Origin of the sequence: Brevundimonas sp. TWP2-1 (genome assembly GCF_049897645.1) — a bacterium.
In the GTDB taxonomy this organism is placed as follows: Bacteria; Pseudomonadota; Alphaproteobacteria; order Caulobacterales; family Caulobacteraceae; genus Brevundimonas.
In genome coordinates this window covers 619,915-641,836 of record NZ_JAFCWR010000002.1, presented here as the reverse complement: position 1 = coordinate 641,836, position 21,922 = coordinate 619,915, and the positions used below count along the sequence as shown (strand labels likewise).

Here is a 21,922-nt window from a genome sequence, read left to right as displayed (position 1 = left end):
CTTCATCAAACCAGGGATCCGAGCGCGATGGCGGCCAGCAGGACGAAGCCGGCCTCGCGATTGGACTTGAACAGTTTCAGCGCCAGGGCGCCGTCGTTGCGGTCGAGGCGCGCGACCTGACGCGCCAGATGGGCGGCATAGGCGACCAGGCCCAGCCAAAACAGCGGCCCCTGGCCGGCGTTTAGGCCGGCTAAGGCGGCGAATATCAGGCTGAGGCCATAGAAGACCGCGACGCCGGGGCGAACGGCCGAGGCCAGGCGGCGGGCCGAGGATTTGACGCCGATCATGGCGTCGTCCTCGATGTCCTGAAGCGCGTAGATGGTGTCGTAGCCCAGGGTCCAGAAGACGCCGCCGATCCATAACAGGACGGCGGGGATGTAGGCCTGCCAGGCCAGGGCGATGGCATGGCCGCTGTCGCTGGTCGGGGACCACAGGAAGGGGCGGAACTCGCCGGCGATGTCGGGGGGCAGCAGAAGGGCCGCGGCCGCCAGCGGCAGGGCGGCGGCGAACCCCATCAGGGCGCCCCAGTTGAAGGTCAGGCCCAACCAGGCCTGGGGCCACCAGGTGATCCGCTTCATGAAGGGATAGGCCGCGACCAGGGCCAGCGACCCGACGCCCAGCAGGATGGCCACGGTCGGCAGGGTCAGCAGGATCGTCAGGCTGATCAGGCTGCACGCCACCACGAAGGCCCAGGCCTGTTTCACGGTGATGCGGCCCGAAGGGATGGGGCGCTGGGCGGTGCGGGCGACCTGGGCGTCGAAGTCGCGGTCCACGATGTCGTTGAAGGCGCAGCCCGCCGCCCGCATCAGACAGGCGCCGATGGCGAAGCCGACGAACAGCCACAGGTCATAGAGGCCGGGCGGCTGGCGATACTGCGCCAGCGCCAGGGCGATCCCCTGCCACCCGGGCAGCAGCAGCAGCCAGATGCCGATGGGCCGGTCGAACCGCCCCAGCTTCAGCCACGGCTTCAACCCTTCCGGCGCATGGCGATCCACCCAGTTGGCGCCGGCGTCGGGAAGGGGGGCGAAAGTCATGCGGGTGACTTAGCGGGAATGGGGCGGGGGGTGAAGGGCGGACAAATATCCTTCTCCCGGTCGTGGGAGAGGGAAGAAAAAAGGGGGCTGGTTCGACCAGCCCCCTTCGGTTCGACGACGTCGCGTCGATCAGTCCTGATAGACCTCGCCCGAGCCGGTGACGGTGCTGTTCACATTGGCGGCGCGGGTGGCCAGGGCGACGTCGCCGGAGCCGGCGATGACGACCTTGACCTGGCCCGTCGGGGCGATGCGGGCGTCGCCGGAGCCGGCGATGTCCACCGAGGCGTCGCGGGTGGTCAGGTCGCCGAGGGAGGCGTCGCCCGAGCCGGCGATGTCCACCTTCAGATCGTCGGTGCGACCCGAGGCCGTGACCTCGGCCGAGCCGGCGATGTCCAACGCCAGCGACGGCTGGTCATAGGCGTTGATCAGCAGGTCGCCCGAACCATTGGCGTTGAAGCGGTTCACCTTGGGGGCGGTGATCACGACCTTCAGCTCGTCACGCTCGGAGCGGGCGGTGAAGTTGCCGCTGCTCCAGCCGAACACGACCCGCTCGTCGCCGTCGCCCAGGTCCAGCCGGCCATCGACCAGGCGGACCCGGTCGGTCAGACCCTTGGGCCCGGTGATGACGACGGTGTTCGCGTCGCCCTGGATGTATTCGACGTCGATGCTGGAATCGACGGTCAGGCTCTCGCCGCCGGTCCAGGGGAGGGTGCGGGTGGTGAGGGGGCCGAGGTCGTCGGTTCCGCCGCCCTTGACCCGCTCGAAGCGGACGCTTTCGCCGTTGTCGTCCTTGAAGGTCCAGGTCCAGCCGTGGCGCTGGAGGTCGTGGCCGCCGATGGCGAGGGCGCCGCCGACGGTGACCAGGCACAGCACCAGGGCGGCGCCGGCGATGATGAACAATGTGCGGATCATGCCGAAACTCCCGAGACAGGTGTGGATTGGGTGGGCGAGGACTCCAGCGCCGGCTTCAGCAGGCGATAGTGCAGGCGGGCGAACCAAACGATCCCGTTGACCAGCCAGATGGTGAAGATGGCCAGCAGGGCGCCGATGAAGACGGAGCCGGCCATCAGGCCCAGACCCATCAGGATCGCCGCGAACGGTCCGCCGGGGAAGCCGGCGAAGGGTCCGGCGACCATGATCACGCCGCCGCAGATGAACAGGGCGATGGCGGCGATGAAGAAGCCGAACACGGTCCCGACCACGCCCATAAGCAGGGGCAGCAGGATCAGGATGTCGAGCGCGCCCAGGCCCAGGACCGCGAAGACGGCGGCGGCGGCGGCGGAGGGGTTCTTCTCCTGATGCCAGCGCTGGATGCCAGCCTCGGCCTTCAGCTCGCGGGCCAGGCGGATCGGATCGCCCAGGGCGGTCGCGACCTCGGCCTCGGTTCGGCCGGCGGCGATGCCGTCGTCAAAATGGGTCTGATAGTCGGCGATGATGTCGTTGGCGGTCGCGGTCGGCAGGCCGACGAGGCCTTCCTTCAGACGATCGATGAACTCGGCGCGCGTCATTGTGCGGCTCCCTGATCGGCGTCGTTCGCCACGACGGCGTCGACGGCCTTGGTGAAGGCGGACCATTCGGCAGTCTGGGCGGCGAGGGCCCCCCGGCCCGCTTCGGTCAGTCGATAGTATTTGCGTGAAGGCCCGGCGGAGGATTCGACCAGATAGGTCTCCACCTGTCCGTCGGACTGCATGCGGCGCATCAGGGGGTAGATGGTTCCTTCCCCCATATCGATCGCATCCGACAGGCGGCTGGCGATCTCGTAGGCGTAGCTGTCCGCCCGGTTCAGAAGCGCCAGGACGCACAGTCCAAGCACTCCCTTCTTCAGCTGTATCTCGATGGTTTCAGGCACCTCGGCTCTCCTGTTGATGTCCATTGACTACGGCAAGGTATCTGTTGATGCAAGGTAGCTGGCGAAACATGACAGCGATTTAATCGAGGCTGGTTGACGGCGGCTTTGCGGCCTCTGTGGCGTTGATCGCTTGGCAAGCCGAAAGCGATCCGATAGGTGACCGACATCGCCGGGCGTGGGAATCGCGCCAGCGTGATCTCTTGCGAGCCATTCGCAAGTATCTGCTGCAAAACGGTTTTATGGGGAAGTCTCGTATGGGGATGGGCAAGCGAGCCCTAGGGACGCTCAAAGGGGCTTCGGCTTCTGCGTCTTCGATCGTTCTGGGCGCCGGACTGGCGATGTTCGCCGCGTCGCCGACGTGGGCGCAGGACCTGATGGGCCAGCCGACGCCGGGCGGCATCGGCTTGCAGCCGGCCGCGTCGCCGCTGAAGCACGATGCGCACTTCTTCCACGACGTGATCCTGATGCCGATCATCACGGCCATCACCTTGCTGGTGCTGGGCCTGCTGGCCTGGATCGTGTTCCGCTACAACAAGAAGTCCAATCCGACGCCCGCGCGCTGGAGCCACAACACCACGGTCGAGATCATCTGGACCGTGCTGCCGGTGGTGATCCTGGTCTTCATCTCCCTGTTCTCGTTCCGCCTGCTGTTCGCCTATCACGACATGCCGACGCCGGACGTGACGGTGAAGGTGACCGGCAACCAGTGGAACTGGGCCTATGAGTACCCGGACCAGGGCGTCGCCGAATACATCTCCAACATGCTCCCGGAAGAGGAAGCCAAGGCCAAGGGCGTGCCCTATCGCCTGGCCGCGACCGAGCCGATGGTCGTGCCGGTCGGCAAGACCGTGCAACTGGTCATCACCGCATCCGACGTCATCCACGCCGTCGCCCTGCCGGCGTTCGGTCTGAAGACCGACGCCGTTCCCGGCCGCATCAACACCACCTGGTTCAAGGCCGAGCGCACCGGCGTCTTCTATGGCCAGTGCTCGGAACTGTGCGGCGTCGACCACGCCTTCATGCCGCTGGAGATCCGGGTCGTGACCCAGGCCCAGTTCGAACAGTGGATCGCCTCCAAGGGCGGATCGATGACCCCCAAGGTCGCCGAGCCCGCGCCGGCCGCCGCTCCGGCAGCCGGCGCGGCGGCCGCCGGTGAAGCCGCCGAGGCCGCTCCGGTCGCCGCACCCGTCGGCGCCACCGCCGACCAACCCGTTCCCGCCGCGGCGTCCGCCGCGCCGGCCGCCCAGTAAGAGGCGAACAGACATATGGCTGACGCTACCGTAACCCGCGACGCGACCGACCTCGGTCACGCTCACGACCACCATCACCACGACGACCACAAGGTGGGCTTCTTCACCCGCTGGTTCCTGTCCACCAATCACAAGGACATCGGCACCCTGTATCTGATGTTCGCCATCATGGCGGGCATCGTGGGCGGCGCCCTGTCGGGCCTGATCCGCTGGGAACTGGCCGAGCCGGGCATCCAACTGTTCCGGGAAGGCTCGTCGATCCAACTGCTGGGTCTCGTGGAGCAGTCCAAGCACGGCTACAACGTCACCGTTACGGCCCACGCCCTGATCATGATCTTCTTCATGGTCATGCCCGCCATGATCGGCGGCTTCGGCAACTGGTTCGTACCGATCATGATCGGCGCGCCGGACATGGCCTTCCCGCGCATGAACAACATCTCCTTCTGGCTGCTGGTCGCGGCCTGGTGCCTGCTGGTCCTGTCGATGTTCGTCGACGGGGGACCGGGCAAGGGCTTTGGCGGGGGCTGGACGGCCTATCCGCCACTGTCGACCACGGGCCACGTCGGTCCGGCGTTCGACCTAGCCATCTTCGCCCTGCACGTCGCGGGCGCCAGCTCGATCCTGGGCGCGATCAACTTCATCACCACCATCCTGAACATGCGCGCGCCGGGCATGACGATCCACCGGATGCCGCTGTTCGCCTGGTCGGTGCTGATCACCGCCTTCCTGCTGCTGCTGAGCCTGCCCGTCCTGGCCGGCGCCATCACCATGCTGCTGACGGACCGCAACTTCGGCACCCACTTCTTCGATCCCGCCGGCGGCGGCGATCCGGTCATGTACCAGCACCTGTTCTGGTTCTTCGGCCACCCGGAAGTGTACATCCTGATCCTGCCGGGCTTCGGCATCATCAGCCACATCGTCTCGACCTTCAGCCGCAAGCCCGTGTTCGGCTATCTGGCCATGGCCTACGCCATGGTGGCCATCGGCTTCGTCGGCTTCATCGTGTGGGCTCACCACATGTACACGGTCGGCATGAGCATCAATCTGCGCGCCTATTTCATCGCCGCCACCATGATCATCGCGGTGCCGACGGGCGTGAAGATCTTCAGCTGGATCGCCACCATGTGGGGCGGGTCCATCAGCTTCAAGACGCCCATGCTGTGGGCGATCGGCTTCATCTTCCTGTTCACCGTCGGCGGCGTGACCGGCGTGGTCCTGTCCAACGCGGGCATCGATTACAGCCTGCACGACACCTATTACGTCGTGGCCCACTTCCACTACGTCCTGTCGCTGGGCGCCGTCTTCGCGATCTTTGCGGGCTTCTACTACTGGTTCGAGAAGATGTTCGGCGTGAAGTACAACGAGTTCCTGGGCGCGACCCACTTCTGGATCATGTTCGTGGGCGTGAACCTGGTGTTCTTCCCGCAGCACTTCCTGGGTCTGCAGGGCATGCCGCGTCGCTACATCGACTATCCGGACGCCTACACCCTGTGGAACCAGGTGTCGTCGGTCGGCTATGCGATCACGGCCTTCGGCGTGCTGGTCTTCCTGATCATGCTGGCCGAGGCGGCGATCCGTCGTCGTCCGGGCGTCGCCAACCCGTGGGGCGAAGGCGCCACGACCCTGGAGTGGACCCTGTCCTCGCCGCCTCCGACCCACCAGTTCAACGAGCTGCCGGTGGTCAAGGGCGACGAACACTAAACCTCTTCCGTCACCCTCGGGCTTGTCCCGAGGGCCCACGGCGGAAGCGGATTCAAAAGACTGCGAAGGGCCTCGGGCGGAATGTTCGAGGCCCTTTTTCGTATCGTGGAGACGTGGACCCTCGGGACAAGCCCGAGGGTGACGGTGTAGAAGATGACCATCGTGACCCCGACAGACCTCAACACACCCGCCATCTCGACCGCCCAGCCGGAAGACTTCTTCCAGCTGTTGAAGCCACGCGTGATGTCGCTGGTGGTGTTCACCGCCGCGACGGGCCTGGTGGTGGCGCCGGGATCGATCAATCCGCTGGTGGCGGCCATCGCCGTTCTGTGCATCGCCGTGGGCGCGGGCGCGGCCGGCGCCCTGAACATGGCGCTGGAAGGCGAGACCGACGCCCTGATGCGGCGCACGCGCGGCCGGCCGGTGGCGGCAGGACGCGTCAAGAAGAACGATGCGATGGCGTTCGGCGTCATCCTGAGCCTGTTCTCGGTCATGCTGCTGGGCATGAACACCAACTGGCTGGCGGCTGGTCTGCTGGCCATGACCATCGTCTACTACGCCGGCTTCTACACCCTGCTGCTGAAGCGCAGGACGCCCCAGAACATCGTCATCGGCGGGGCGGCGGGCGCCTTTCCGCCCGTGATCGGCTGGGCGGCGGCGACGGGCCAGGCGCCGTGGCAGGCCTGGCTCCTGTTCGCCATCATCTTCCTGTGGACCCCGCCGCACAGCTGGGCGCTGGCGCTCTATTCGGCCGGCGACTACGCCAAGGCGGGCATTCCGATGATGCCGGTGGCGAAGGGCGCAAAGTCCACGCGGTTGCAGATCCTGCTCTACACCCTGGTCTTCGTGCCGATCGCCATCGCCCCGGCCTTCGTGGGCCTTGGCGGGTTGATCTATCTGGTGGTCTCGGTTGCCGGCGGCCTGGGCTTCCTGGGCCTGGCGCTTCGTCTCTACCGGTCCCGCGCGGGCGATGAACCCGACAAGGCCGAGGCTGTGGGACGCGAGGCCGCATTGTATGATGTGCGCGCCCAGGCCAAACCGGCGCGAGACCTGTTCGCCTTTTCCATCCTCTATCTGATGGCCCTGTTCTCGGCCCTTCTGGTCGAGGCCTTGTCCGGTCTGGGAGCGTAAAACCATGCGTCTGACGCCTGAGGAACTTCGCGCGCGCAAGCGTCGCAATGTCTGGATCGCGGCGGCCCTGGTCGCCTTCATCGTCCTGGTCTTCACCACCACCGTCCTGCGGCTGCAGCAGAACCAGGCGAGCGAGCGGGCGCTGCTGGAGGCGGCGACGGGGACCACGGCGCAATGAACGCGAACCGCAAGAATCTGATCGCCATCGTCTGCGTCTTCGGCGTGATGGGGATGACCGGGGCGGCGTTCGCGGCGGTGCCGCTGTACCGGATGTTCTGTCAGGTTACGGGCTTCGGCGGCACGACGATGAAGGCGGACAAGGCCTCGGATATCGTGCTGGACGAGACGGTGCTGGTGCGGTTCGACACCAATGTCCGCGGCCTGCCGATGACCTTCAAGGCCGAGCAATCGACGCAGCGCGTGCGGATCGGCGAGACGGGCCTGGCCTATTTCGACGTGACCAACACCTCGGACAAGCCGATCCAGGTGCGGGCCAGCTACAACGTTTCGCCCGAACAGACGGGGCCGTATTTCCAGAAGCTGCAATGCTTCTGCTTCACCGACCAGACGCTGGCGGCCGGCGAGACGCGCCAGTTCCCGATGCAGTATTTCATCGCCCCCGAACTGGCCACCGACCGCGAGGCCAAGGGCGCGCGCGACATCACCCTTAGCTACACCTTCTATCCGTCTGTGGACGCCCCTAAAGCCTGATGCCCCAAGCTAGAAAAGGTGGGCCCGGCGTGGACTTTCCCGGCGTCGGCTGCGGGCTGGTGATCCAGCGGGCCGACGGGCGGGTGCTGCTGTGCAAACGGCTGAGGGCGCCCGAGGCCGGGTTCTGGAACATCGTCGGCGGCAAGGTCGACCTGATGGAGCCGTCCGCCGAGGCCGCCCGCCGCGAGGCCGAGGAGGAGAGCGGGCTCAAGATCGGCGCCGTCGACTTCCTGTGCGTAGCCGAAGAAGTCATTCCCGCCGACGGCCAGCACTGGGTGTCGCTGATCTATGTCACGCGCGACTTCACCGGCGAGGCGACGCTGACAGAGCCGGACAAGCTGTCGGAGATCGGCTGGTTCGATCTGAACGACCTGCCCCAGCCGCTGTCGGCGTTTTCGGCCAAGGCGTTTGCAGCGTTGGCGGCGCAATAACCACCGCCGTCACCCTCGGGCTTGTCCCGAGGGCCCACCGTTGATCTGTCTCGGCATCGCCGCTGGATCGCCGCTCGTGACCCATCTGTTCGCTTAAGATCGCATCCGGCGTGGGCCCTCGGGACAAGCCCGAGGGTGACGAAGGAATGGAGGGGCCGTTTGCGTCGGCGCGCGTTCCGTTCCAGCGTGCCGCTTTGCACGGTGAAATGACGGAGACGGGATTTGCGCGGTCTGGATTTCAGTTCCTGGCAGAACCTGCTGCTCACCCTGCTGGGGCTGGCGCTGGTCACGCTGATCGGCATGGGCATCCGGCTGGTGATGATGTTCACCATCCAGCAGCGGCGCGAGCGGATGAACCGCCAGATCAACGAACGGCTGAAGACGCTGATCGCGGCCTACAAGGTGCTGGGCGGGTCGTTTACCGGCGACCTGACCGTCGATCCGACGCACAAGCGTGATCTGAGCCGCCGTGGTGCGCCAGCCGGGGAGGCGGGGCTGGATCTGAGCGCCGAGGCGACGGCGGGGTCGGACCGCACCCGGCGCATCCGCGATGCGGTGGAGGCGTCGCTGGCCGACATCATCCTGCTGGGCACCGAAGAGCAGGTGCGACTGGCGCAGCAGGCGGCGCGCGAACTGGTCGCCGGGCGGCCGGTGCGGACGCATGAGCTGGTCGTGTCGTTGCGCGACTTCATCCGCCAGGCGCTGGACCTGGCGCCGGTTCCGACCGGGGCGGACATTCCGCTGCAAGGCCCGACACGGCCGTCGTCGAGCGGAGGCCGGGGCGGCGGGGCCGGCGGCGGGGGAGGCGGCGGAGGCGGAGGCGGCATGGGGGGCGGCATGGGGGGCGGCATGGGGGGAGGAATGGGCATGGGCGGCGGCATGGGCTCAAACCCTGACGAGCCCGCCGATCCGCCGTCGCGCAAGGCCTGAACCCCATTCGCGACCCTGAACAAGGCCGAAACACGGCGTGGCTCTGGCGTCGGACAAATGGGGACGCTATAGCCGCTATAACAACCGACTCTGGCCGACGAAGAGACGCGATACATGGCTGACGCCCACGCCACTCCGCAGCACGACTACCATCTGGTGCCGCCCAGCCCCTGGCCGCTGCTGTCGTCCGTTGCGGCGACCATCATGTTCATCGGCGCGGTGATCTGGATGAAGGGTCTGGCCCCGGCCGAGAACGGTCCGATCGCCGCCAACTTCCTGGCCGAGGGCAAGTCGGGCGTCTTCTTCGCCGGTCTGGCGGGCGTGCTGATCTCGGCCTTCGGCTGGTGGGCGGACGTGATCAAGGAATCCAAGGCGGGCGACCATACGCCGGTCGTGTCCATCGGCCTGCGCTACGGCATGATCCTGTTCATCGCGTCGGAGGTGATGTTCTTCGTCGCCTTCTTCTGGATGTTCTTCGACATGGCCCTGTTCCATGAATCGCGGGCGCTGACGCCGGAAGTCGGCGCCTGGGCCGACACCGCCAAAGCCTGGTCGACCTGGCCGCCCAAGGGCGTCGAGGTCCTGAGCCCCTGGCAACTGCCGCTGCTGAACACCGTGACCCTGCTGCTGAGCGGCTGCACCGTCACCTGGGCGCACCACGCGATCCAGGTCGGCGACCGCAAGGGCGCCAAGATCGCCCTTGCCATCACCGTGGCGCTGGGCGTGATCTTCACCTGCGTTCAGGCCTATGAGTATCATCACATCCTGCACGAGCACCTGTTCTTCAACGAAGAGGCCGTGAACTCGGGCCTGTATGGTTCGATCTTCTTCATGGCGACGGGCTTCCACGGCTTCCACGTCCTGATCGGCACCATCTTCCTGGCGGTCTGCCTGATCCGCCTGCTGGCCGGCGACTTCACCCCGCAGAAGCATTTCGGCTTCGAGGCGGCGGCCTGGTACTGGCACTTCGTGGACGTGGTCTGGCTGTTCCTGTTCGCCTTCGTCTATGTCGTCTTCGGTTGATCCAAGACGGTCCTGAAGACCTCAAGACGGCGCGGGACGAGGGATCGTCCCGCGCCGTCGTCGTTTCCGACACGCCGGTCAGGGCGGCCCTGCGCGGGCGCTGTCCCCGGTGCGGGCAGGGCGCGCTGTTTGCGGGCTTTCTAAAGGTGGCGCCGGCCTGTGAGGCGTGTGGCCTGGACTATTCGACCATCCAGACAGGCGACGGCCCGGCCAGCTTCATCATGCAGATCGCCGGCTTTATCGTCGGGTTCTCGGCCCTGTTCGTCGAGATCAAATATCATCCGCCCATGTGGCTGCATCTGATCGTCTGGCTGCCCTTGGTCGTCGCCTTGTCGCTGGCCTTGATGCGGCCGGGGCGGGGGCTGATGATCGGCCTGCAATACCGGAATCAGCGATGAAGCGTTTTCCCTGGATACTGACCGTGCTGACGGTCCTGGCCCTGATCCTGCTGATCGGCCTGGGCGTATGGCAGGTCGAGCGGCTGAAGTGGAAGGAAGGCCTGATCGCGGCGGCCGATGCGGCGGCGTCCAAACCGCCCGCGCCGCTGGATCAGGTCTTGGCGGAAGGCAATCTGGAGTTCCGCAAGGCGCTGATGGTCTGTCCGGGCCTGGCCAGCGCGCCCTTCATCGAGCTGCAATCCATCCATGACGGGGAGGCCGGCGTGCGGCTGATCTCGGCGTGCAAGCCGGCGGGGGCGGACTTCAGTCTGCTGATCGATCGGGGCTTCGTCGGCGACGGGGTGACCGCGCGGCCGCGCGAGGTCGAGACCACCCTGCCGCTGGTGATGGTCGGGGAGTTCCGCACCTTCGACAAGCCGGGCGCCATGAGCCCCGCACCGAGGGACGGCCGCTTCTACGCCCGCGACACCGCCGCCATGGCCAAGGCGCTGAACGTCACGGGGCCGGTGCGACCCGAGGCCGTGTTCGCCGTCACCGCCGTCAACCCCGAGTTCCCGGCCCTGAGGCCGTCCGCGCCGCCTGCGGCCTTTTCGAACAACCATCTGGGCTATGCGATGACATGGTTCGGACTGGCGATCGCGCTTGTGGGTTTCTATGTGGCCTTGCTTCGGCGCCGAACCAAGAAAGACGCTCCTCAAGCAGCCTCGCACCGCGTGCGAGGCGATAGGAAAGAAGAAAAGTCCTGACCGCTTCTTTGCACACCCTGTCCAACGGCGTCCGCGTCATCTGCGATCCCATGCCGGGGCTCAAGACTTTAGCCGTCGTCGTCACCGTCAAGGGCGGGGCGCGGTGGGAGGCGGAGGATCGCTCCGGCTGGTCGCACCTGCTGGAGCATCTGGTGTTCAAGGGCGCCGGCGACATGGCCGCGCGCGAGATCGTTGAGCGGATCGAGGCCGAGGGCGGCACGATCAACGCCTCCACCGGCTATGAGCGGACCAGTTTCGAGGTGCGCGGCCTGGACGGCTCGCTGCCGCTGGCCATGCAGGTGCTGTCGGACCTGGTGTTCCGCCCCACCCTGGACCCCGCCGAAATCGAGCGCGAGAAGGACGTGGTGGCCCAGGAGATCGCCGAGGCCTTCGACACGCCCGACGACCATGTGTTCGAGATGGTCCAGACCCGCGCCTTCACCGGCCAGCCGCTGGGCCGGCCGATCCTGGGTTCGATCGCCAGCCTGAAGCCGGCGGACAAGGCCAGCGTCGAGGCCTGGCGCGCGCGGCTGTATTCGCCGGACCGGATGGTGGTGTCGGTGTCCGGCGCGGTGGACGAGACCGAACTGCTGGCGTTAGCCGAGCGCTGGTTCGGCGATGCGGTCGCGACCCCGGTCGAGGCCCCGGCCCCGGCGGCCTTCGTCGGCGGTCATGCCAAGCTGACGCGCAAGATCGAACAGGCCAATCTGGTGTTCCAGCTGCCGGCGCTTTCGGCGACCGATCCGGCCCTGTCGGCGATGCGGCTGTTCGGCGAGATCCTGGGCGGGGGCATGGCCTCGCGCCTGTTCCAGAGCGCGCGCGAGGAGCGGGGCCTGGCCTATGCCATCGACGCCTATCAGGAGCCGTATGAGGACACGGGCGTCTTGGGCATCTACGCCGGGGCGGCGGCGGATCGGGCCAAGGAACTGGCCGAGGTGGCGGCGGGCGAGGTGCGGGCCATGGCCGAGGCCGGCCCGACCGAAAAGGAGCTTTCGCGGGCCAAGGCGGTGATGAAGGCGGGCCTGTGGATGTCGGACGAAAACCCGATGAGCCGGGCGGGCCGCAACGCGGCCCAGACCCTGATCTTCGGCGCCCCTCGGTCCAGCCTGTCGATGACCGAACAGCTGGAAGCCCAGTCCGTCGCGGACGTGCGGGCGGTTGGCGGGCGGTTGCTGGCGGGCGGCAAGGCGGCCAGCGCGGTGCTGGGGCCCAAGTCGGCCGCACCGGCGGGCGAAGCGTTCGCGGCGGCTCTGTTCGGGGGGGTAGGCTTCTAGGCTGTTCTTTGGTCGCGCCGTCGCTCTCGCGCGGAGTTTCAACGGCAGATTGTCTCAGCGGCGGCCGTCTGAATGTCCGGATCAGGGCAAGAGGCAAACTTCTTTTCACGACCCTAAGAAGACACTGGACGCGTCAAGCCGAACAAGCGTTGGGCGACGTTGATGACCCAGCCGCGCAGGCCGGAGGAATGGAGATCGCGCCCAATCGGGCGCGCTTGTCGAGCACGTGCATGGTTCGCAAAATACTCACCGTAGTCGCCACGCCCGTCAAAGTGCTCCTGGGAGAATCCTTCCGGTCGCAGTCGGCTGTAACGAGCTTCCATCCTCTCAGCTCGGGCAGTCCATTCGCTTACATCGCCAAGGCATTCCGGAAAAAGTCCCGCCATCAAAGAAGCCACGTAGAGAAACTCGGCATCTTTGGACTGTTCTCCGCCAAAGGAATGGAAGATTTCCAGCCAAAGCTCATTTGCATCCGGATCGTATTCCAACCCGGTGACGAACTGCGGGTCTGCCCAGTGATACCAAGCAAAGTAGAGCAGATGCAGCGCCTCTTCTCGCGAGTACAGCCCGCTCTGCCATGCTGACTTCAGCCGTCTGTATTCCGCTTCCATAAAATCCCTCGCCCAGAGCCGCTTCGGTCCAGTATGACTTGATCAAGGTCTGCTTCCCACCCGTAGCAGTCCTTCGCAATGTCCGCTTTGTGCGCAGGTGAACGGCTGGGCGGGTTAAACGGAACATCCGACCGCCGGGATTGGTTATGCTGGCGCTTGATCCCGTCCAGCCCGGAGACCTTCCATGACCGTCCGTGTCGCCCTGATCGTCGGCAGCCTGCGCAAAGGCTCCTATTCGCGCGCCATCGGCATGGAGTTGAAGGCGCTGGCCGAGCCGGGACTGGAGATCGAGTCGGTCGAGATCGGCGACCTGCCGCTCTACAATCCCGACCTGGAGACGGACAGCCCGCCGCCGGCCTGGGAACGGTTCCGCGAGGAGGTCGAGACGACCGAGGCCGTGCTGTTCGTGACGCCGGAATACAATCGCTCCATCCCCGGCGCCCTGAAGAACGCTCTGGACGTCGGCTCGCGCCCTTATGGCCACAGTATCTGGCAGGGCAAGCCCGCCGCCATCGTCAGCGTCTCGCCCGGCGCCTTGGCCGCCTTCGGCGCCAACCACCACCTGCGCCAGCCGCTGGTCTTCCTGAACATGCCCACGATGCAGCAGCCCGAGGCCTATATCGGCAATGTCGCAGACCTGCTGGACGACGACGGCAAGCTGAAGAAGGACGATACGAGGGCGTTCCTGAAGAGCTTCACCGATGCGTTCGCCAAGTGGATCGACAAGACGAAGGGCTGATCGCCTTTGTTGCGCCGTGGCACGGCTTCCCGCCGACAGGGGTGTAATCGGCGCGTTGGGGAACGGACGCGGACTATCGCGCGGACTGAAAGACGAGGCGCTGCGCGTCGCCAAGGCGCTGTTCGCTGCGCTGGAGTTCGACGGCGGGCACAATCCGTCCGAGGCCTCGGCTGCTGCGCAGAGCTTCATCGAACGGACCTGCTTCGGGCGATAGCGGGCGGCAGACGGTGCTTCGGATCAGAACCGGAAACCAAGGCGGGGATTCGTAAGGAGTCGTCGCCGCCAATTAAGCATCAGCCGATATTCTGTCTGGTCAGGCAGAATATTCTTATAGTCGGGCCTGTCCAGAGCCTGATACTGGTTCAGTATTTATTTTGAAGAGTTTTCAAATCTTCCGCCGACTTGTTTTCCGGCCGAAAATATTGCGTCGTCGATATCAAGGCCATAGCGCCCAATGACAGGCGGTCTGGGATTTTTATTTCCCTATGTCTAAGTAAAATGGAACAAAATTCTTCCCAGAGCGCTGATATGGGGAACAGCGTTATTGGACGCGAACCCATGTGCCTAGCTATTACGATGAAGATCAATTCGACCATCAGGTTCTAGATTTCCGCGACCTGTTCGTACCGCTGCTCAACAGCCTGGGTATGGGCTTGAGGCGGGGCGATCGGGTCACGACCGATCTCAACGTGGATCAGAAAGAGGTTTGGGCCGAAGATTGCAGTCTTGAGCCCCAAGATAAGGCTGGCTGAGGCCGCCGCTGGCGTTCTGACCCAGAATTGAAAACGGCGGCTCCGTGAGGAGCCGCCGTCGCCATATCAGCTGTGAAGCTGAAATCAGCCGATGGTTTGCAGCTGGCCAGCGGATTCCTTGCCCGAACGCTTGTCGCGTTCCAGCTCGTAGGAAACCTTTTGGTTTTCATCCAGGCCGCGCAGGCCAGCGCCTTCAACGGCCGAGATGTGGACGAAAACGTCCTTGCCGCCGTCGTCGGGTTGGATGAAGCCATAACCCTTGGTGGGGTTGAACCATTTAACAGTGCCGGTAGCCATTTTGAGACCTCCGTTAGAAATTGACCGAGGGAACGTCCGTTCGGCCTGTCGGGTCTGAATGGGAGCGGCCTTGACTCGTGCGTTCGCAGAGAGAGTGGGCGTTACGCAGAGAGATCGACGAGCGATATGTGCGCAGATATTTGCGGTGGATGCAAGAGTGACTCATGTGAAGGAAATTCAACGGTCGGAACGGTTTAGCTTGGCGGACGTTGTTAAGGCGCACGAAAGGCTCCCATCATGAACCGCACCCACGTCGTGGAGCGCGCCTACCAGCTCGCCCGTTCGCCCGATTGTCTGAATACCGGCGACGTCGTCAAGGCCTTGTCCGGCGAGGGTTATTCGGGCGCCGAGATCTCGCATTTCCAGGGCAGTTCGATCCGCGCCGACCTGAACCGCATCTGCAAGATGCCCAAGCCGGACGCCGCCAACGCCGAGGCCGAACAGACGTCCGACGCCGCCTGACGCCCCCTCAATGCGCGCCGGCCCCGTCCGGCAAATGCATCTTCTCGAACCGCCCCACCCGCGTGACCAGGGTGCGGGCGGCGTCGTTCATGCCCACAACCTCGACCTGGGCGCCCTGACGGCGATAGCGGAAGACGACCTTGTCCACGGCGGCGACGCCGGTCAGATCCCACAGATGGGCGTCGCTGAGGTCGATCTCGACGCGCTTGGGATGGCCGTGATGCTCGAAGCTGGCGGCGAACAGGTCGGCCGAGGCGAAGAACAGCTGGCCTGAGACCCGGTAGCGCAGCACGCCCTCCTCTGGCGTCTCGATCTCGGTGACCGTGATGGTCTTGCCGACCTTGCGCATGAAGAAGACCGCCGACAGCAGCACGCCCAGGATCACCCCCTTGGACAGGTCATGGGTGAGGACGACCGTGACCGTGGTGGCGATCATCACCAGCGACGACTGGAAGGGCAGGCTGCGCAGGTTCCGCAACGAGCTCCAGTCGAACGTCCCAATCGAGACCATGATCATGACCGCGACCAGGGCCGCCATCGGGATCTGCGCGACCCAGTCCTGAAGCACCAGCATCAGGAATAGCAGGAACAGGCCGGCCCACAGTGTGGACAGCCGCCCGCGCGCGCCGGACCCGACGTTGATCATCGACTGACCGATCATGGCGCAGCCGGCCATGCCGCCGAACAGGGGCGACAGGATGTTGGCGATGCCCTGGCCGCGCGTCTCGCGGTCCTTGTCGGACGGGGTGTCGGTGATGTCGTCGATCAGATTGGCGGTCAGCAGGCTTTCCAGCAAACCCACGAAGGCCAGGGTCGCCGAGATCGGGGCGATGATGACGAGGGTCTCCCACGTCAGGGGCACGGCGGGCAGGTGGAACATCGGCAGGGTCGTGGGCATCTGGCCCATGTCGCCGACGGTGCGCACGTCCAGCTTCAGCACGATCACCACCGCGCTGATGGCGACGATGGCGACCAGGGGCGAGGGCACGGCCTTGGTGATGCGGGGAAAGCCATAGATGACGACCAGGGCCGCCGCGACCAGGGCGTAGGTGATCCAGCCCCTGCCGATCAGCTCGGGCATCTGGGCCAGGAAAATCAGGATCGCCAGGGAGTTGACGAAGCCGGTCATCACGCTGCGGCTGACGAACTTGATGTAGCGGCCCAGCTTCAGCAGGCCGATGACGATCTGGAACACCCCGCACAGCAGCGAGGCGGCGAACAGATATTCGAGGCCGTGGTCGCGCACGAGCGTGACCATCAACAGGGCCATGGCCCCGGTGGCGGCCGAGATCATGGCCGGACGCCCGCCGACGAAGGCGATGGTCACGGCGATGACCACGCTGGCGTAGAGGCCGACGGCGGGATCGACCCCGGCGATGATGGAAAAGGCGATGGCCTCGGGGATCAGGGCCAGGGCGACGACGGTGCCGGCCAGCAGGTCGCGGCGAGGATTGGCGAGCCATTGCTGGCGCGCGGAGGCGATGATGGACATTTCAGGATTTCATCTGGATGAGCCGTACCGATGCTTCGGTTTTTGGGGCTCGGTTTCCCAGCGGATCGGCGGCGGGGATAGCCACCCGTCGCCTGCGAACAGGGCCGGGTCCAAGGTGATGGCGTCCTGATGCGATGTTGCGCCGCAAAAAGCAAGTGTCGCGGCGGGGTTTGGGCTAGACCAGACCGTCCATCGCGTGCGCCTCTGCAGCGCTGCCGGGGAAGACGCGGGCGTCCAGGGCGGCGCGATCGACGCCCATATGATCGCGCAGCACGCCCTTGAACACCGAACGGATGTCCATCGTCGGCGCCAGATCGCGGTTCTCGAACAGACGGTTGTCGGCCAGGGTCGGCCAGTCGCCGATGGGGCCGCCGCGCTTGATCGCCCCGCCCGCCAGCAACAGAGATGAGCCGGTGCCGTGGTCGGTGCCTTGCGTGCCGTTGGCGCGCGCGGTGCGGCCGAACTCGGTGGCGACGACGACCACCGTGCGCGACCACGTTTCGCCCAGCCCGTCTTTCAGACCCGTGACCAGTTGATCCAGGCCGGTCAGCCGCGTCTGAAGCTGCGCGCGCTGGCCCGCATGGGTGTCCCAGCCGTCCAGCGAGACGGCGACGATGTCGGCCCCCTCGGCGCCAGACATCAGTCGGGCGACGGCGCGACCCAGGCCCTGAACGTCGTTGCGGCGCAGGCGGCCGTCCTCGCCGTCCATGTTCTGCCCCTGGCCGACCAGTTCCTCGGTCGCCAGGCCGCGCGCCAGGTTCTGGCCCAGTATGGGATCCTCGACATAGAGATCCTGAAGCAGGGAGGCGATGCGGTCGCCGCCGCGCACCTGGCCGCCCGGCGCCCAGCTGGAGACGGGGGCGTCGCCGCGCAGGATCAACGGCGTCTGGGCGCCGATCGACAGGCCCTTCAGCGACGCGCCGCCCGCCGCCACGATGGCGCGGTTCAGCCAGCCGTCGGTTTGTTGACGCAGACCCTCGCCGCCATTCTCCAGCACGTCCTGGGCGTCGAAGTGCGAGCGGATGCGGACGGGCAGGGCCACGGCGGGCGCGAACCGCATCTGCCCGGCACCATACAGGTCGTGCAGGCCGGCCAGCGCGGGGTGAAGGCCGAAGCCTTCGCCCAGCGCCAGGGCGCCGTTCGCCTCGCCGGGGGCGGGGATGGCCAGGCCGCCACGCAGCGGAACGTAGTTGGGGTCGCCATAGGGGACGGTGACGGACAGGCCGTCCATGGCGCCGCGCGCGATGACGACGACCAGCTTGTTTGCGGGTCCGTTGGTCTGGGCGGCGACCCGTCCGGCGAAGGCGAGGCCGACCCCGGCCGAGGCGGCGGCCAGCAGATGGCGGCGGTTCAGATGCAGATTCGTTTTTGGGGCGGTCATCGGCGTTGGAACTCCGGCGACATGAAGAGAAGGGTGAGGGCCTCGGGCCGGCTTTCGGCGCGGGCGACGGCGAGGCGGGTGCGGTCGCTGAGGCGGGACCCGAGAGCCGAGGCGGCGACGGCGCTAGGGTTGGCCGCCTGGGCCGCGTCGGCGGCGGTGCGCGACCAGTTCAGCCGTTTGACCAGGGCGTCGGGACCGGCCCAGTCGGCGGCGGCGTCAGGCCAGCCCTCGGGCGAGGGGGCGGCGAACGGCGGCTGGCCCATGTCGAGCAAGGCCTGACGCAGGGGCTGGATCCGCTGGGGCCGGGTTCCCAGGGCGCGGTGGGTGGAGACGACGAACTCATACGGCGTCTTGATCTTGGCGGGCTGGGGCGTCCAGGTCTCGGGCGCCTCGATCAGGGCGCGGGCGGCCTGGGCCAGGTCGCCGCCGGATCGGGTCCAGGCGTCTTCCAGCCGGGCGACCAGGGACGGCGGCGGATCGTCGGCGACGAAATGGGCGGCGAGGCGGTGCGACAGGCGTCTGGCGGTCGCCGGATGTCGTGCCAGGTCGCGCAGGATGGCCTGACCCTGGGCCAGGCCGGCGGCGGGATAGGTCTTGCCCATCACCGTGCGGTCGCCCGGTTCGTGGACATTGGGACGGAAGACGAAGCCGTTCGCCTCCGGTTGGGCCTGTGCGGCCGCCATGCGCGCCCTTCTTGGGCGGGCGGCCTGACGTTGATCGCGCGCTGTGGGGATCGACCAGCCGGTCAGGGCGCGGGCCAGTTCGGTCACGTCGGCCTGGGTGTAGCCGCCGTCGGCGCCGACGGTGTGCAGCTCCATCATCTCGCGGGCCAGGTTTTCATTCAGCCCGGCGTTGCGGCGGGCGCCGGCCAGGCTGTCGGGACCGACCGAGCGGGCCTGGTCCAGATACAGAAGCATGGCGGGATGCTGTTCGGCGGCCAGGACAAGGTCCTCGAACCGGCCGAAGACGTGGGGGCGGATGGCCTCGCGCTCGTACTGGCCGACGAAGGCGCCGCTGGCGAACTTGACGGCCGACACGGTGACGGCGTTGGCCCAGAACAGCGCCCACCGCTCGGCGAAACCGTCGTCGGTGCTCGCGCCCAACTGCGCGCGGGCCAGGAACTCCTGCGCCGTGTCCTGGGTGATCTCTCGACGCGCGGCCTGGCGGGCTTCGCGCCGGGCGACGGCGTCTGGATCGGCATCGGGGCCGGGCGCGGTCTGCGCCATTGGCGTGGACGTGGCGCCGGCCTGTGGCGCAGAGCGTCGATCACGACGGACCAGACCGGCGTCGCTCTGATAGTCGACATACTGGGCGACGCGCTGGGCGGTGTCGGCGAACTGGCCCGACGGCTGGGGCGCGCCCTGGGGCCGAATCTGGGCCGTGGCCCAGCCGCGCGGATCGGCGGCGACGCTTTCGATCTCGCCGGGCCTGGCGCCGAGACCCAGGCGGGTCAGGGCGATGGCGGCGTCGGTCGGTGATGAAGCCATGGCCTTCTCCTCGTCCGTCCTCGCAGAGTGTAACGCATCGAGGCGAAAACTCCGTCGCGAGATCGGATCAAAGGGTCAGGCGGGCTGGGTCAGGCGGCCCGTATCAGGCGGGCTGGGCCAGACCCGCCTCGGCGTCGGCGATCAGGTCGCGGTCGTCCACCTGCCACGGGTGGAAGTCGGGTTTGTAGAAGGCGACATAGTCTCCGATCATGCGGCGATAGAGGCCCGGCTTCAGCCACAGCCAGCGGAACAGGCCCAGGCGCGCCTTCCAGCCGACGATGCCGTCCTGTTTCAGCAGCATCAGGGTCGTCTCGCGCACCGTTCTGGTGAAGAGCAGGGTCGTCAGGAACATGGCCCAGCGCCGCAGCCGCCAGCGGTTCAGCGGCGACATCTCGCGGGTGGCGTGCAGGAAAACGTCATAGGCCACGCCCTTGTGCTCGATCTCCTCGATGGAGTGCCAGCGCCACAGACGGGCCAGGTCGGGGGGCGACCCCTTCAGCAGGTCCGGGTCGGCCAGAAGCCGATGGGCGAAGGCGGCGGTGAAATGCTCCAGCGCCATCGTGGCCGCAAGCTGGGCGATGGCCGGGCGGGCGCGGGCGAGATCGAGGCGGGCCGTGACATAGGCCTCGATCTCGGCGGTCTCATAGCCGGCCCGGGCGGTGATGGCGTTGAAGGCCATGTGTTCGCGCGTGTGGGCGCCTTCCTGAACGGTGAAGGCGCGGATGTCGGCGGCCAGGTTGGCGGGCGTATCCTTGGCGAACCGCTTGACCGACTGGATGAAGAACCGCTCGCCGTCGGGGAAGGTCAGGCTGAGGGCGTTCATCACGGCCGTGCCGAACGGGTCACCGTTCAGCCACCAGCGTGGCGTCGGGGCCTCGCGGTCGATATGCAGGTCGCGCGGCTTGATCTGGAGGTCGGATGGTGTGGCGGATTTGGCCATGGGTCTGCTCCTCGATGTCGAGAGGAAGATGGAGTTAACTGACATCAATGTCAACTAATGGTCCGGTGAAGCGGCGACGCGGGGCGGTGGCGCGCGAAGAGGCGCTGGAGGCGGCGCGCGACCTGCTGCTGTCCGGCGGCCCGGCGGCGGTGACGCTGAAGGCCGTGGGCGAGAGGATGGGCGTGGGCCACGCCAATCTGATCCACCATTTCGGCTCGGCGGCCGGGCTTCAGGGCGCGCTGATGGACGCGATGGTGCGCGATCTGGCCGAACGGATCGAAGCCGGCCTGAACGAAGGATCGGGCGAAGGGCGCGAGGGGGTGGAGCCGGATCGGTTGATGACCGTCGTCTTCGACGCCTTCGGCAAGGGCGGGGCGTCGCAGATGGCGGCCTGGCTGGCCCTGGCGCGCGAACAGGGGAGGGCGGAAAGCTTCGGCGGGGTGGTGCGGGATCTGGCCGACCGTCTGGCGGCCATGGCGCCCGACGATCCCAGGGCGGCCGAACGGGCGCGGTCGCTGGTCATGACGGCGGCCTATATGGCGTTAGCCGAGGGGCTGATCGGCGACATTCTGACGCCGATGCTGGGTGCGCCCGAGGGTCTGGGGCGCGAGCTGGCGTTGAAGTTGACGGCGACTGTCTTGGCGGAACCGTGAGTTCAGGCCACAATCCTCCTGTTGTATGAGGCGTCATGGCCCTGCTGGACTGGATGAGCGATGTGGCCGGGCCGGTGGTCCGTGGGGACGGCGTGCTGCTGCGGCCGCCGCGCGCGGGCGACTACGCCGCCTGGTCCACGCTGCGCGACGGGTCGCGCGACTATCTTCAGCCGTGGGAGCCGGCCTGGCCCGAGGACGACCTGACCAAGGCGGCGTTCCGGCGTCGGCTGTCCATCTATGCGCGCGAGATGGAGCTGGGCCACGCCTGGCCTTTCTTCGTGCTGGTGGACGGGGGCAAGACCCTGGCGGGGGCGGTGACCCTGTCGAACGTGCGACGCGGCGTCGCCGAGACCGGAACGCTGGGCTACTGGATCGGCCAGCCCCATTCCGGTCAGGGCGTGGCCACGGCGGCGGTGCAGGCCGTGGTCGGATACGCCTTCGACAAGCTGAAGCTGCACCGGCTGGAGGCGGCCTGCCTGCCCACCAACCACGGATCGCGCCGGGTTCTGGAGAAATCGGGCTTTCGCAACGAAGGTCGAGCTCGCGCTTATTTGAAAATTAACGGCGAGTGGGCAGATCATCTGCTGTTCGGCCTGGTCGAGGACGAGCGTTGACGGCCGGGGGCCGTCT

27 protein-coding genes and 1 other annotated feature are annotated in these 21,922 nt (G+C 66.7%); of the genes, 17 read left to right on the top strand and 10 right to left on the bottom strand.

Annotation, left to right across the window (positions count from 1 at the left end; all coding sequences use genetic code 11):
• Window positions 1-5: 5 nt before the first annotated feature.
• The 4 genes from ACP7BH_RS13420 to ACP7BH_RS13405 form a co-directional block, all read right to left on the bottom strand.
• The gene (locus ACP7BH_RS13420; RefSeq protein WP_425985982.1) at window positions 6-1,034 is read right to left on the bottom strand and encodes a UbiA family prenyltransferase; all 1,029 of its coding nucleotides are present in this window, start codon (window positions 1,032-1,034) and stop codon (window positions 6-8) included.
• A gap of 129 nt (window positions 1,035-1,163) precedes the next feature.
• Complete coding sequence (locus tag ACP7BH_RS13415) at window positions 1,164-1,946, bottom strand: GIN domain-containing protein (protein ID WP_425985980.1); 783 nt, start codon at window positions 1,944-1,946, stop codon at window positions 1,164-1,166.
• The gene (locus ACP7BH_RS13410; RefSeq protein WP_425985978.1) at window positions 1,943-2,542 is read right to left on the bottom strand and encodes a DUF1700 domain-containing protein; all 600 of its coding nucleotides are present in this window, start codon (window positions 2,540-2,542) and stop codon (window positions 1,943-1,945) included. The genes ACP7BH_RS13415 and ACP7BH_RS13410 overlap by 4 nt, the downstream gene beginning before the upstream one ends.
• On the bottom strand, window positions 2,539-2,883 hold the full coding sequence (locus ACP7BH_RS13405; protein ID WP_409718184.1) for a PadR family transcriptional regulator: 345 nt from the start codon (window positions 2,881-2,883) through the stop codon (window positions 2,539-2,541). Before ACP7BH_RS13405 ends, ACP7BH_RS13410 begins: the two co-directional genes overlap by 4 nt.
• A gap of 254 nt (window positions 2,884-3,137) precedes the next feature.
• Here ACP7BH_RS13405 and coxB point away from each other — a divergent pair, with 254 nt between their 5' ends.
• The 11 genes from coxB to ACP7BH_RS13350 all read left to right on the top strand — a co-directional run bounded on the left by coxB (window position 3,138) and on the right by ACP7BH_RS13350 (window position 12,478).
• A complete protein-coding gene (gene coxB / locus ACP7BH_RS13400; protein ID WP_425987074.1) occupies window positions 3,138-4,133 on the top strand; it encodes a cytochrome c oxidase subunit II in 996 nt (331 codons plus the stop codon).
• Window positions 4,134-4,148: 15 nt separating this feature from the next.
• Window positions 4,149-5,834: a cytochrome c oxidase subunit I gene (ctaD, locus tag ACP7BH_RS13395; protein ID WP_425985977.1), complete on the top strand. Its 1,686-nt coding sequence runs from the start codon at window positions 4,149-4,151 to the stop codon at window positions 5,832-5,834.
• 153 nt (window positions 5,835-5,987) lie between these two features.
• Complete coding sequence (gene cyoE, locus ACP7BH_RS13390; RefSeq protein WP_425985975.1) at window positions 5,988-6,965, top strand: heme o synthase; 978 nt, start codon at window positions 5,988-5,990, stop codon at window positions 6,963-6,965.
• 4 nt (window positions 6,966-6,969) lie between these two features.
• Window positions 6,970-7,143 (top strand): hypothetical protein, encoded by a 174-nt coding sequence (locus ACP7BH_RS13385; RefSeq protein WP_409718172.1) that lies wholly within the window; start codon window positions 6,970-6,972, stop codon window positions 7,141-7,143.
• Complete coding sequence (locus tag ACP7BH_RS13380; RefSeq protein ID WP_135194795.1) at window positions 7,140-7,676, top strand: cytochrome c oxidase assembly protein; 537 nt, start codon at window positions 7,140-7,142, stop codon at window positions 7,674-7,676. The genes ACP7BH_RS13385 and ACP7BH_RS13380 overlap by 4 nt, the downstream gene beginning before the upstream one ends.
• 29 nt (window positions 7,677-7,705) lie before the next feature.
• Window positions 7,706-8,107, top strand: a complete 402-nt coding sequence (locus ACP7BH_RS13375; RefSeq protein ID WP_425985973.1) for an NUDIX domain-containing protein — start codon at window positions 7,706-7,708, stop codon at window positions 8,105-8,107.
• A 222-nt stretch (window positions 8,108-8,329) separates the two neighbouring features.
• The gene (locus tag ACP7BH_RS13370; protein ID WP_425985971.1) at window positions 8,330-9,037 is read left to right on the top strand and encodes a hypothetical protein; all 708 of its coding nucleotides are present in this window, start codon (window positions 8,330-8,332) and stop codon (window positions 9,035-9,037) included.
• A gap of 114 nt (window positions 9,038-9,151) precedes the next feature.
• Window positions 9,152-10,060 (top strand): cytochrome c oxidase subunit 3, encoded by a 909-nt coding sequence (locus ACP7BH_RS13365; protein ID WP_425985969.1) that lies wholly within the window; start codon window positions 9,152-9,154, stop codon window positions 10,058-10,060.
• Complete coding sequence (locus tag ACP7BH_RS13360) at window positions 10,060-10,458, top strand: DUF983 domain-containing protein (RefSeq protein ID WP_425987073.1); 399 nt, start codon at window positions 10,060-10,062, stop codon at window positions 10,456-10,458. Before ACP7BH_RS13365 ends, ACP7BH_RS13360 begins: the two co-directional genes overlap by 1 nt.
• Window positions 10,455-11,204, top strand: coding sequence for an SURF1 family protein (locus ACP7BH_RS13355; protein WP_425985967.1), 750 nt, complete (start codon window positions 10,455-10,457; stop codon window positions 11,202-11,204). The genes ACP7BH_RS13360 and ACP7BH_RS13355 overlap by 4 nt, the downstream gene beginning before the upstream one ends.
• A gap of 50 nt (window positions 11,205-11,254) precedes the next feature.
• Complete coding sequence (locus tag ACP7BH_RS13350) at window positions 11,255-12,478, top strand: M16 family metallopeptidase (RefSeq protein WP_425987072.1); 1,224 nt, start codon at window positions 11,255-11,257, stop codon at window positions 12,476-12,478.
• 113 nt (window positions 12,479-12,591) lie between these two features.
• On the opposite strand, the gene ACP7BH_RS13345 is transcribed toward ACP7BH_RS13350, so the two are convergent.
• A complete protein-coding gene (locus ACP7BH_RS13345) occupies window positions 12,592-13,089 on the bottom strand; it encodes a hypothetical protein (RefSeq protein WP_425985964.1) in 498 nt (165 codons plus the stop codon).
• Window positions 13,090-13,273: 184 nt separating this feature from the next.
• Here ACP7BH_RS13345 and ACP7BH_RS13340 point away from each other — a divergent pair, with 184 nt between their 5' ends.
• From ACP7BH_RS13340 to ACP7BH_RS13330, 3 genes are all read left to right on the top strand, one after another.
• Window positions 13,274-13,828, top strand: a complete 555-nt coding sequence (locus ACP7BH_RS13340) for an NADPH-dependent FMN reductase (protein ID WP_425985962.1) — start codon at window positions 13,274-13,276, stop codon at window positions 13,826-13,828.
• 55 nt (window positions 13,829-13,883) lie between these two features.
• The gene (locus ACP7BH_RS13335) at window positions 13,884-14,042 is read left to right on the top strand and encodes a hypothetical protein (protein ID WP_409718149.1); all 159 of its coding nucleotides are present in this window, start codon (window positions 13,884-13,886) and stop codon (window positions 14,040-14,042) included.
• A gap of 346 nt (window positions 14,043-14,388) precedes the next feature.
• Window positions 14,389-14,580 carry a hypothetical protein gene (locus ACP7BH_RS13330; protein ID WP_425985960.1) on the top strand — a complete coding sequence of 64 codons (192 nt, stop codon included), beginning with the start codon at window positions 14,389-14,391 and terminating at the stop codon, window positions 14,578-14,580.
• An 84-nt stretch (window positions 14,581-14,664) separates the two neighbouring features.
• Here ACP7BH_RS13330 and ACP7BH_RS13325 read toward each other — a convergent pair whose 3' ends face one another.
• Window positions 14,665-14,877 carry a cold-shock protein gene (locus tag ACP7BH_RS13325; protein ID WP_008260410.1) on the bottom strand — a complete coding sequence of 71 codons (213 nt, stop codon included), beginning with the start codon at window positions 14,875-14,877 and terminating at the stop codon, window positions 14,665-14,667.
• Window positions 14,878-15,114: 237 nt separating this feature from the next.
• On the opposite strand from ACP7BH_RS13325, the gene ACP7BH_RS13320 reads away from it, so the two are divergent.
• A complete protein-coding gene (locus tag ACP7BH_RS13320; protein WP_425985958.1) occupies window positions 15,115-15,339 on the top strand; it encodes a hypothetical protein in 225 nt (74 codons plus the stop codon).
• 7 nt (window positions 15,340-15,346) lie between these two features.
• Here the strand turns inward: ACP7BH_RS13320 and ACP7BH_RS13315 are convergent, their stop codons facing one another.
• The 4 genes from ACP7BH_RS13315 to ACP7BH_RS13300 all read right to left on the bottom strand — a co-directional run bounded on the left by ACP7BH_RS13315 (window position 15,347) and on the right by ACP7BH_RS13300 (window position 20,639).
• Window positions 15,347-16,831, bottom strand: a complete 1,485-nt coding sequence (locus ACP7BH_RS13315) for a SulP family inorganic anion transporter (RefSeq protein ID WP_425985956.1) — start codon at window positions 16,829-16,831, stop codon at window positions 15,347-15,349.
• 51 nt (window positions 16,832-16,882) lie between these two features.
• Window positions 16,883-16,946, bottom strand: a sequence feature (sul1 is cis-regulatory element that is thought to sense ions involved in sulfur or methionine metabolism; They are found in Alphaproteobacteria).
• A gap of 60 nt (window positions 16,947-17,006) precedes the next feature.
• A complete protein-coding gene (locus tag ACP7BH_RS13310) occupies window positions 17,007-18,212 on the bottom strand; it encodes a DUF1501 domain-containing protein (protein ID WP_425985955.1) in 1,206 nt (401 codons plus the stop codon).
• Window positions 18,209-19,699 (bottom strand): DUF1800 domain-containing protein, encoded by a 1,491-nt coding sequence (locus ACP7BH_RS13305; protein ID WP_425985953.1) that lies wholly within the window; start codon window positions 19,697-19,699, stop codon window positions 18,209-18,211. The genes ACP7BH_RS13310 and ACP7BH_RS13305 overlap by 4 nt, the downstream gene beginning before the upstream one ends.
• 103 nt (window positions 19,700-19,802) lie before the next feature.
• Window positions 19,803-20,639, bottom strand: a complete 837-nt coding sequence (locus tag ACP7BH_RS13300; RefSeq protein ID WP_425985951.1) for a metal-dependent hydrolase — start codon at window positions 20,637-20,639, stop codon at window positions 19,803-19,805.
• Window positions 20,640-20,686: 47 nt separating this feature from the next.
• Here ACP7BH_RS13300 and ACP7BH_RS13295 point away from each other — a divergent pair, with 47 nt between their 5' ends.
• Window positions 20,687-21,292 (top strand): TetR/AcrR family transcriptional regulator, encoded by a 606-nt coding sequence (locus ACP7BH_RS13295; protein ID WP_425985950.1) that lies wholly within the window; start codon window positions 20,687-20,689, stop codon window positions 21,290-21,292.
• Window positions 21,293-21,327: 35 nt separating this feature from the next.
• Window positions 21,328-21,906 carry a GNAT family N-acetyltransferase gene (locus ACP7BH_RS13290; RefSeq protein WP_135193560.1) on the top strand — a complete coding sequence of 193 codons (579 nt, stop codon included), beginning with the start codon at window positions 21,328-21,330 and terminating at the stop codon, window positions 21,904-21,906.
• Window positions 21,907-21,922 lie beyond the last annotated feature (16 nt).

What these genes read in the sequence shown, in the direction of transcription:
- ACP7BH_RS13420 (WP_425985982.1), bottom strand. Translation starts at nt 1,034, where the DNA reads ATGACTTTCGCCCCCCTTCCCGACGCCGGCGCCAACTGGGTGGATCGC.
- ACP7BH_RS13415 (WP_425985980.1), bottom strand. Translation starts at nt 1,946, where the DNA reads ATGATCCGCACATTGTTCATCATCGCCGGCGCCGCCCTGGTGCTGTGC.
- ACP7BH_RS13410 (WP_425985978.1), bottom strand. Translation starts at nt 2,542, where the DNA reads ATGACGCGCGCCGAGTTCATCGATCGTCTGAAGGAAGGCCTCGTCGGC.
- coxB (WP_425987074.1), top strand. Translation starts at nt 3,138, where the DNA reads ATGGGGATGGGCAAGCGAGCCCTAGGGACGCTCAAAGGGGCTTCGGCT.
- ctaD (WP_425985977.1), top strand. Translation starts at nt 4,149, where the DNA reads ATGGCTGACGCTACCGTAACCCGCGACGCGACCGACCTCGGTCACGCT.
- cyoE (WP_425985975.1), top strand. Translation starts at nt 5,988, where the DNA reads ATGACCATCGTGACCCCGACAGACCTCAACACACCCGCCATCTCGACC.
- ACP7BH_RS13385 (WP_409718172.1), top strand. Translation starts at nt 6,970, where the DNA reads ATGCGTCTGACGCCTGAGGAACTTCGCGCGCGCAAGCGTCGCAATGTC.
- ACP7BH_RS13380 (WP_135194795.1), top strand. Translation starts at nt 7,140, where the DNA reads ATGAACGCGAACCGCAAGAATCTGATCGCCATCGTCTGCGTCTTCGGC.
- ACP7BH_RS13365 (WP_425985969.1), top strand. Translation starts at nt 9,152, where the DNA reads ATGGCTGACGCCCACGCCACTCCGCAGCACGACTACCATCTGGTGCCG.
- ACP7BH_RS13355 (WP_425985967.1), top strand. Translation starts at nt 10,455, where the DNA reads ATGAAGCGTTTTCCCTGGATACTGACCGTGCTGACGGTCCTGGCCCTG.
- ACP7BH_RS13350 (WP_425987072.1), top strand. Translation starts at nt 11,255, where the DNA reads ATGCCGGGGCTCAAGACTTTAGCCGTCGTCGTCACCGTCAAGGGCGGG.
- ACP7BH_RS13345 (WP_425985964.1), bottom strand. Translation starts at nt 13,089, where the DNA reads ATGGAAGCGGAATACAGACGGCTGAAGTCAGCATGGCAGAGCGGGCTG.
- ACP7BH_RS13340 (WP_425985962.1), top strand. Translation starts at nt 13,274, where the DNA reads ATGACCGTCCGTGTCGCCCTGATCGTCGGCAGCCTGCGCAAAGGCTCC.
- ACP7BH_RS13325 (WP_008260410.1), bottom strand. Translation starts at nt 14,877, where the DNA reads ATGGCTACCGGCACTGTTAAATGGTTCAACCCCACCAAGGGTTATGGC.
- ACP7BH_RS13320 (WP_425985958.1), top strand. Translation starts at nt 15,115, where the DNA reads ATGAACCGCACCCACGTCGTGGAGCGCGCCTACCAGCTCGCCCGTTCG.
- ACP7BH_RS13315 (WP_425985956.1), bottom strand. Translation starts at nt 16,831, where the DNA reads ATGTCCATCATCGCCTCCGCGCGCCAGCAATGGCTCGCCAATCCTCGC.
- ACP7BH_RS13310 (WP_425985955.1), bottom strand. Translation starts at nt 18,212, where the DNA reads ATGACCGCCCCAAAAACGAATCTGCATCTGAACCGCCGCCATCTGCTG.
- ACP7BH_RS13305 (WP_425985953.1), bottom strand. Translation starts at nt 19,699, where the DNA reads ATGGCTTCATCACCGACCGACGCCGCCATCGCCCTGACCCGCCTGGGT.
- ACP7BH_RS13300 (WP_425985951.1), bottom strand. Translation starts at nt 20,639, where the DNA reads ATGGCCAAATCCGCCACACCATCCGACCTCCAGATCAAGCCGCGCGAC.
- ACP7BH_RS13295 (WP_425985950.1), top strand. Translation starts at nt 20,687, where the DNA reads ATGTCAACTAATGGTCCGGTGAAGCGGCGACGCGGGGCGGTGGCGCGC.
- ACP7BH_RS13290 (WP_135193560.1), top strand. Translation starts at nt 21,328, where the DNA reads ATGGCCCTGCTGGACTGGATGAGCGATGTGGCCGGGCCGGTGGTCCGT.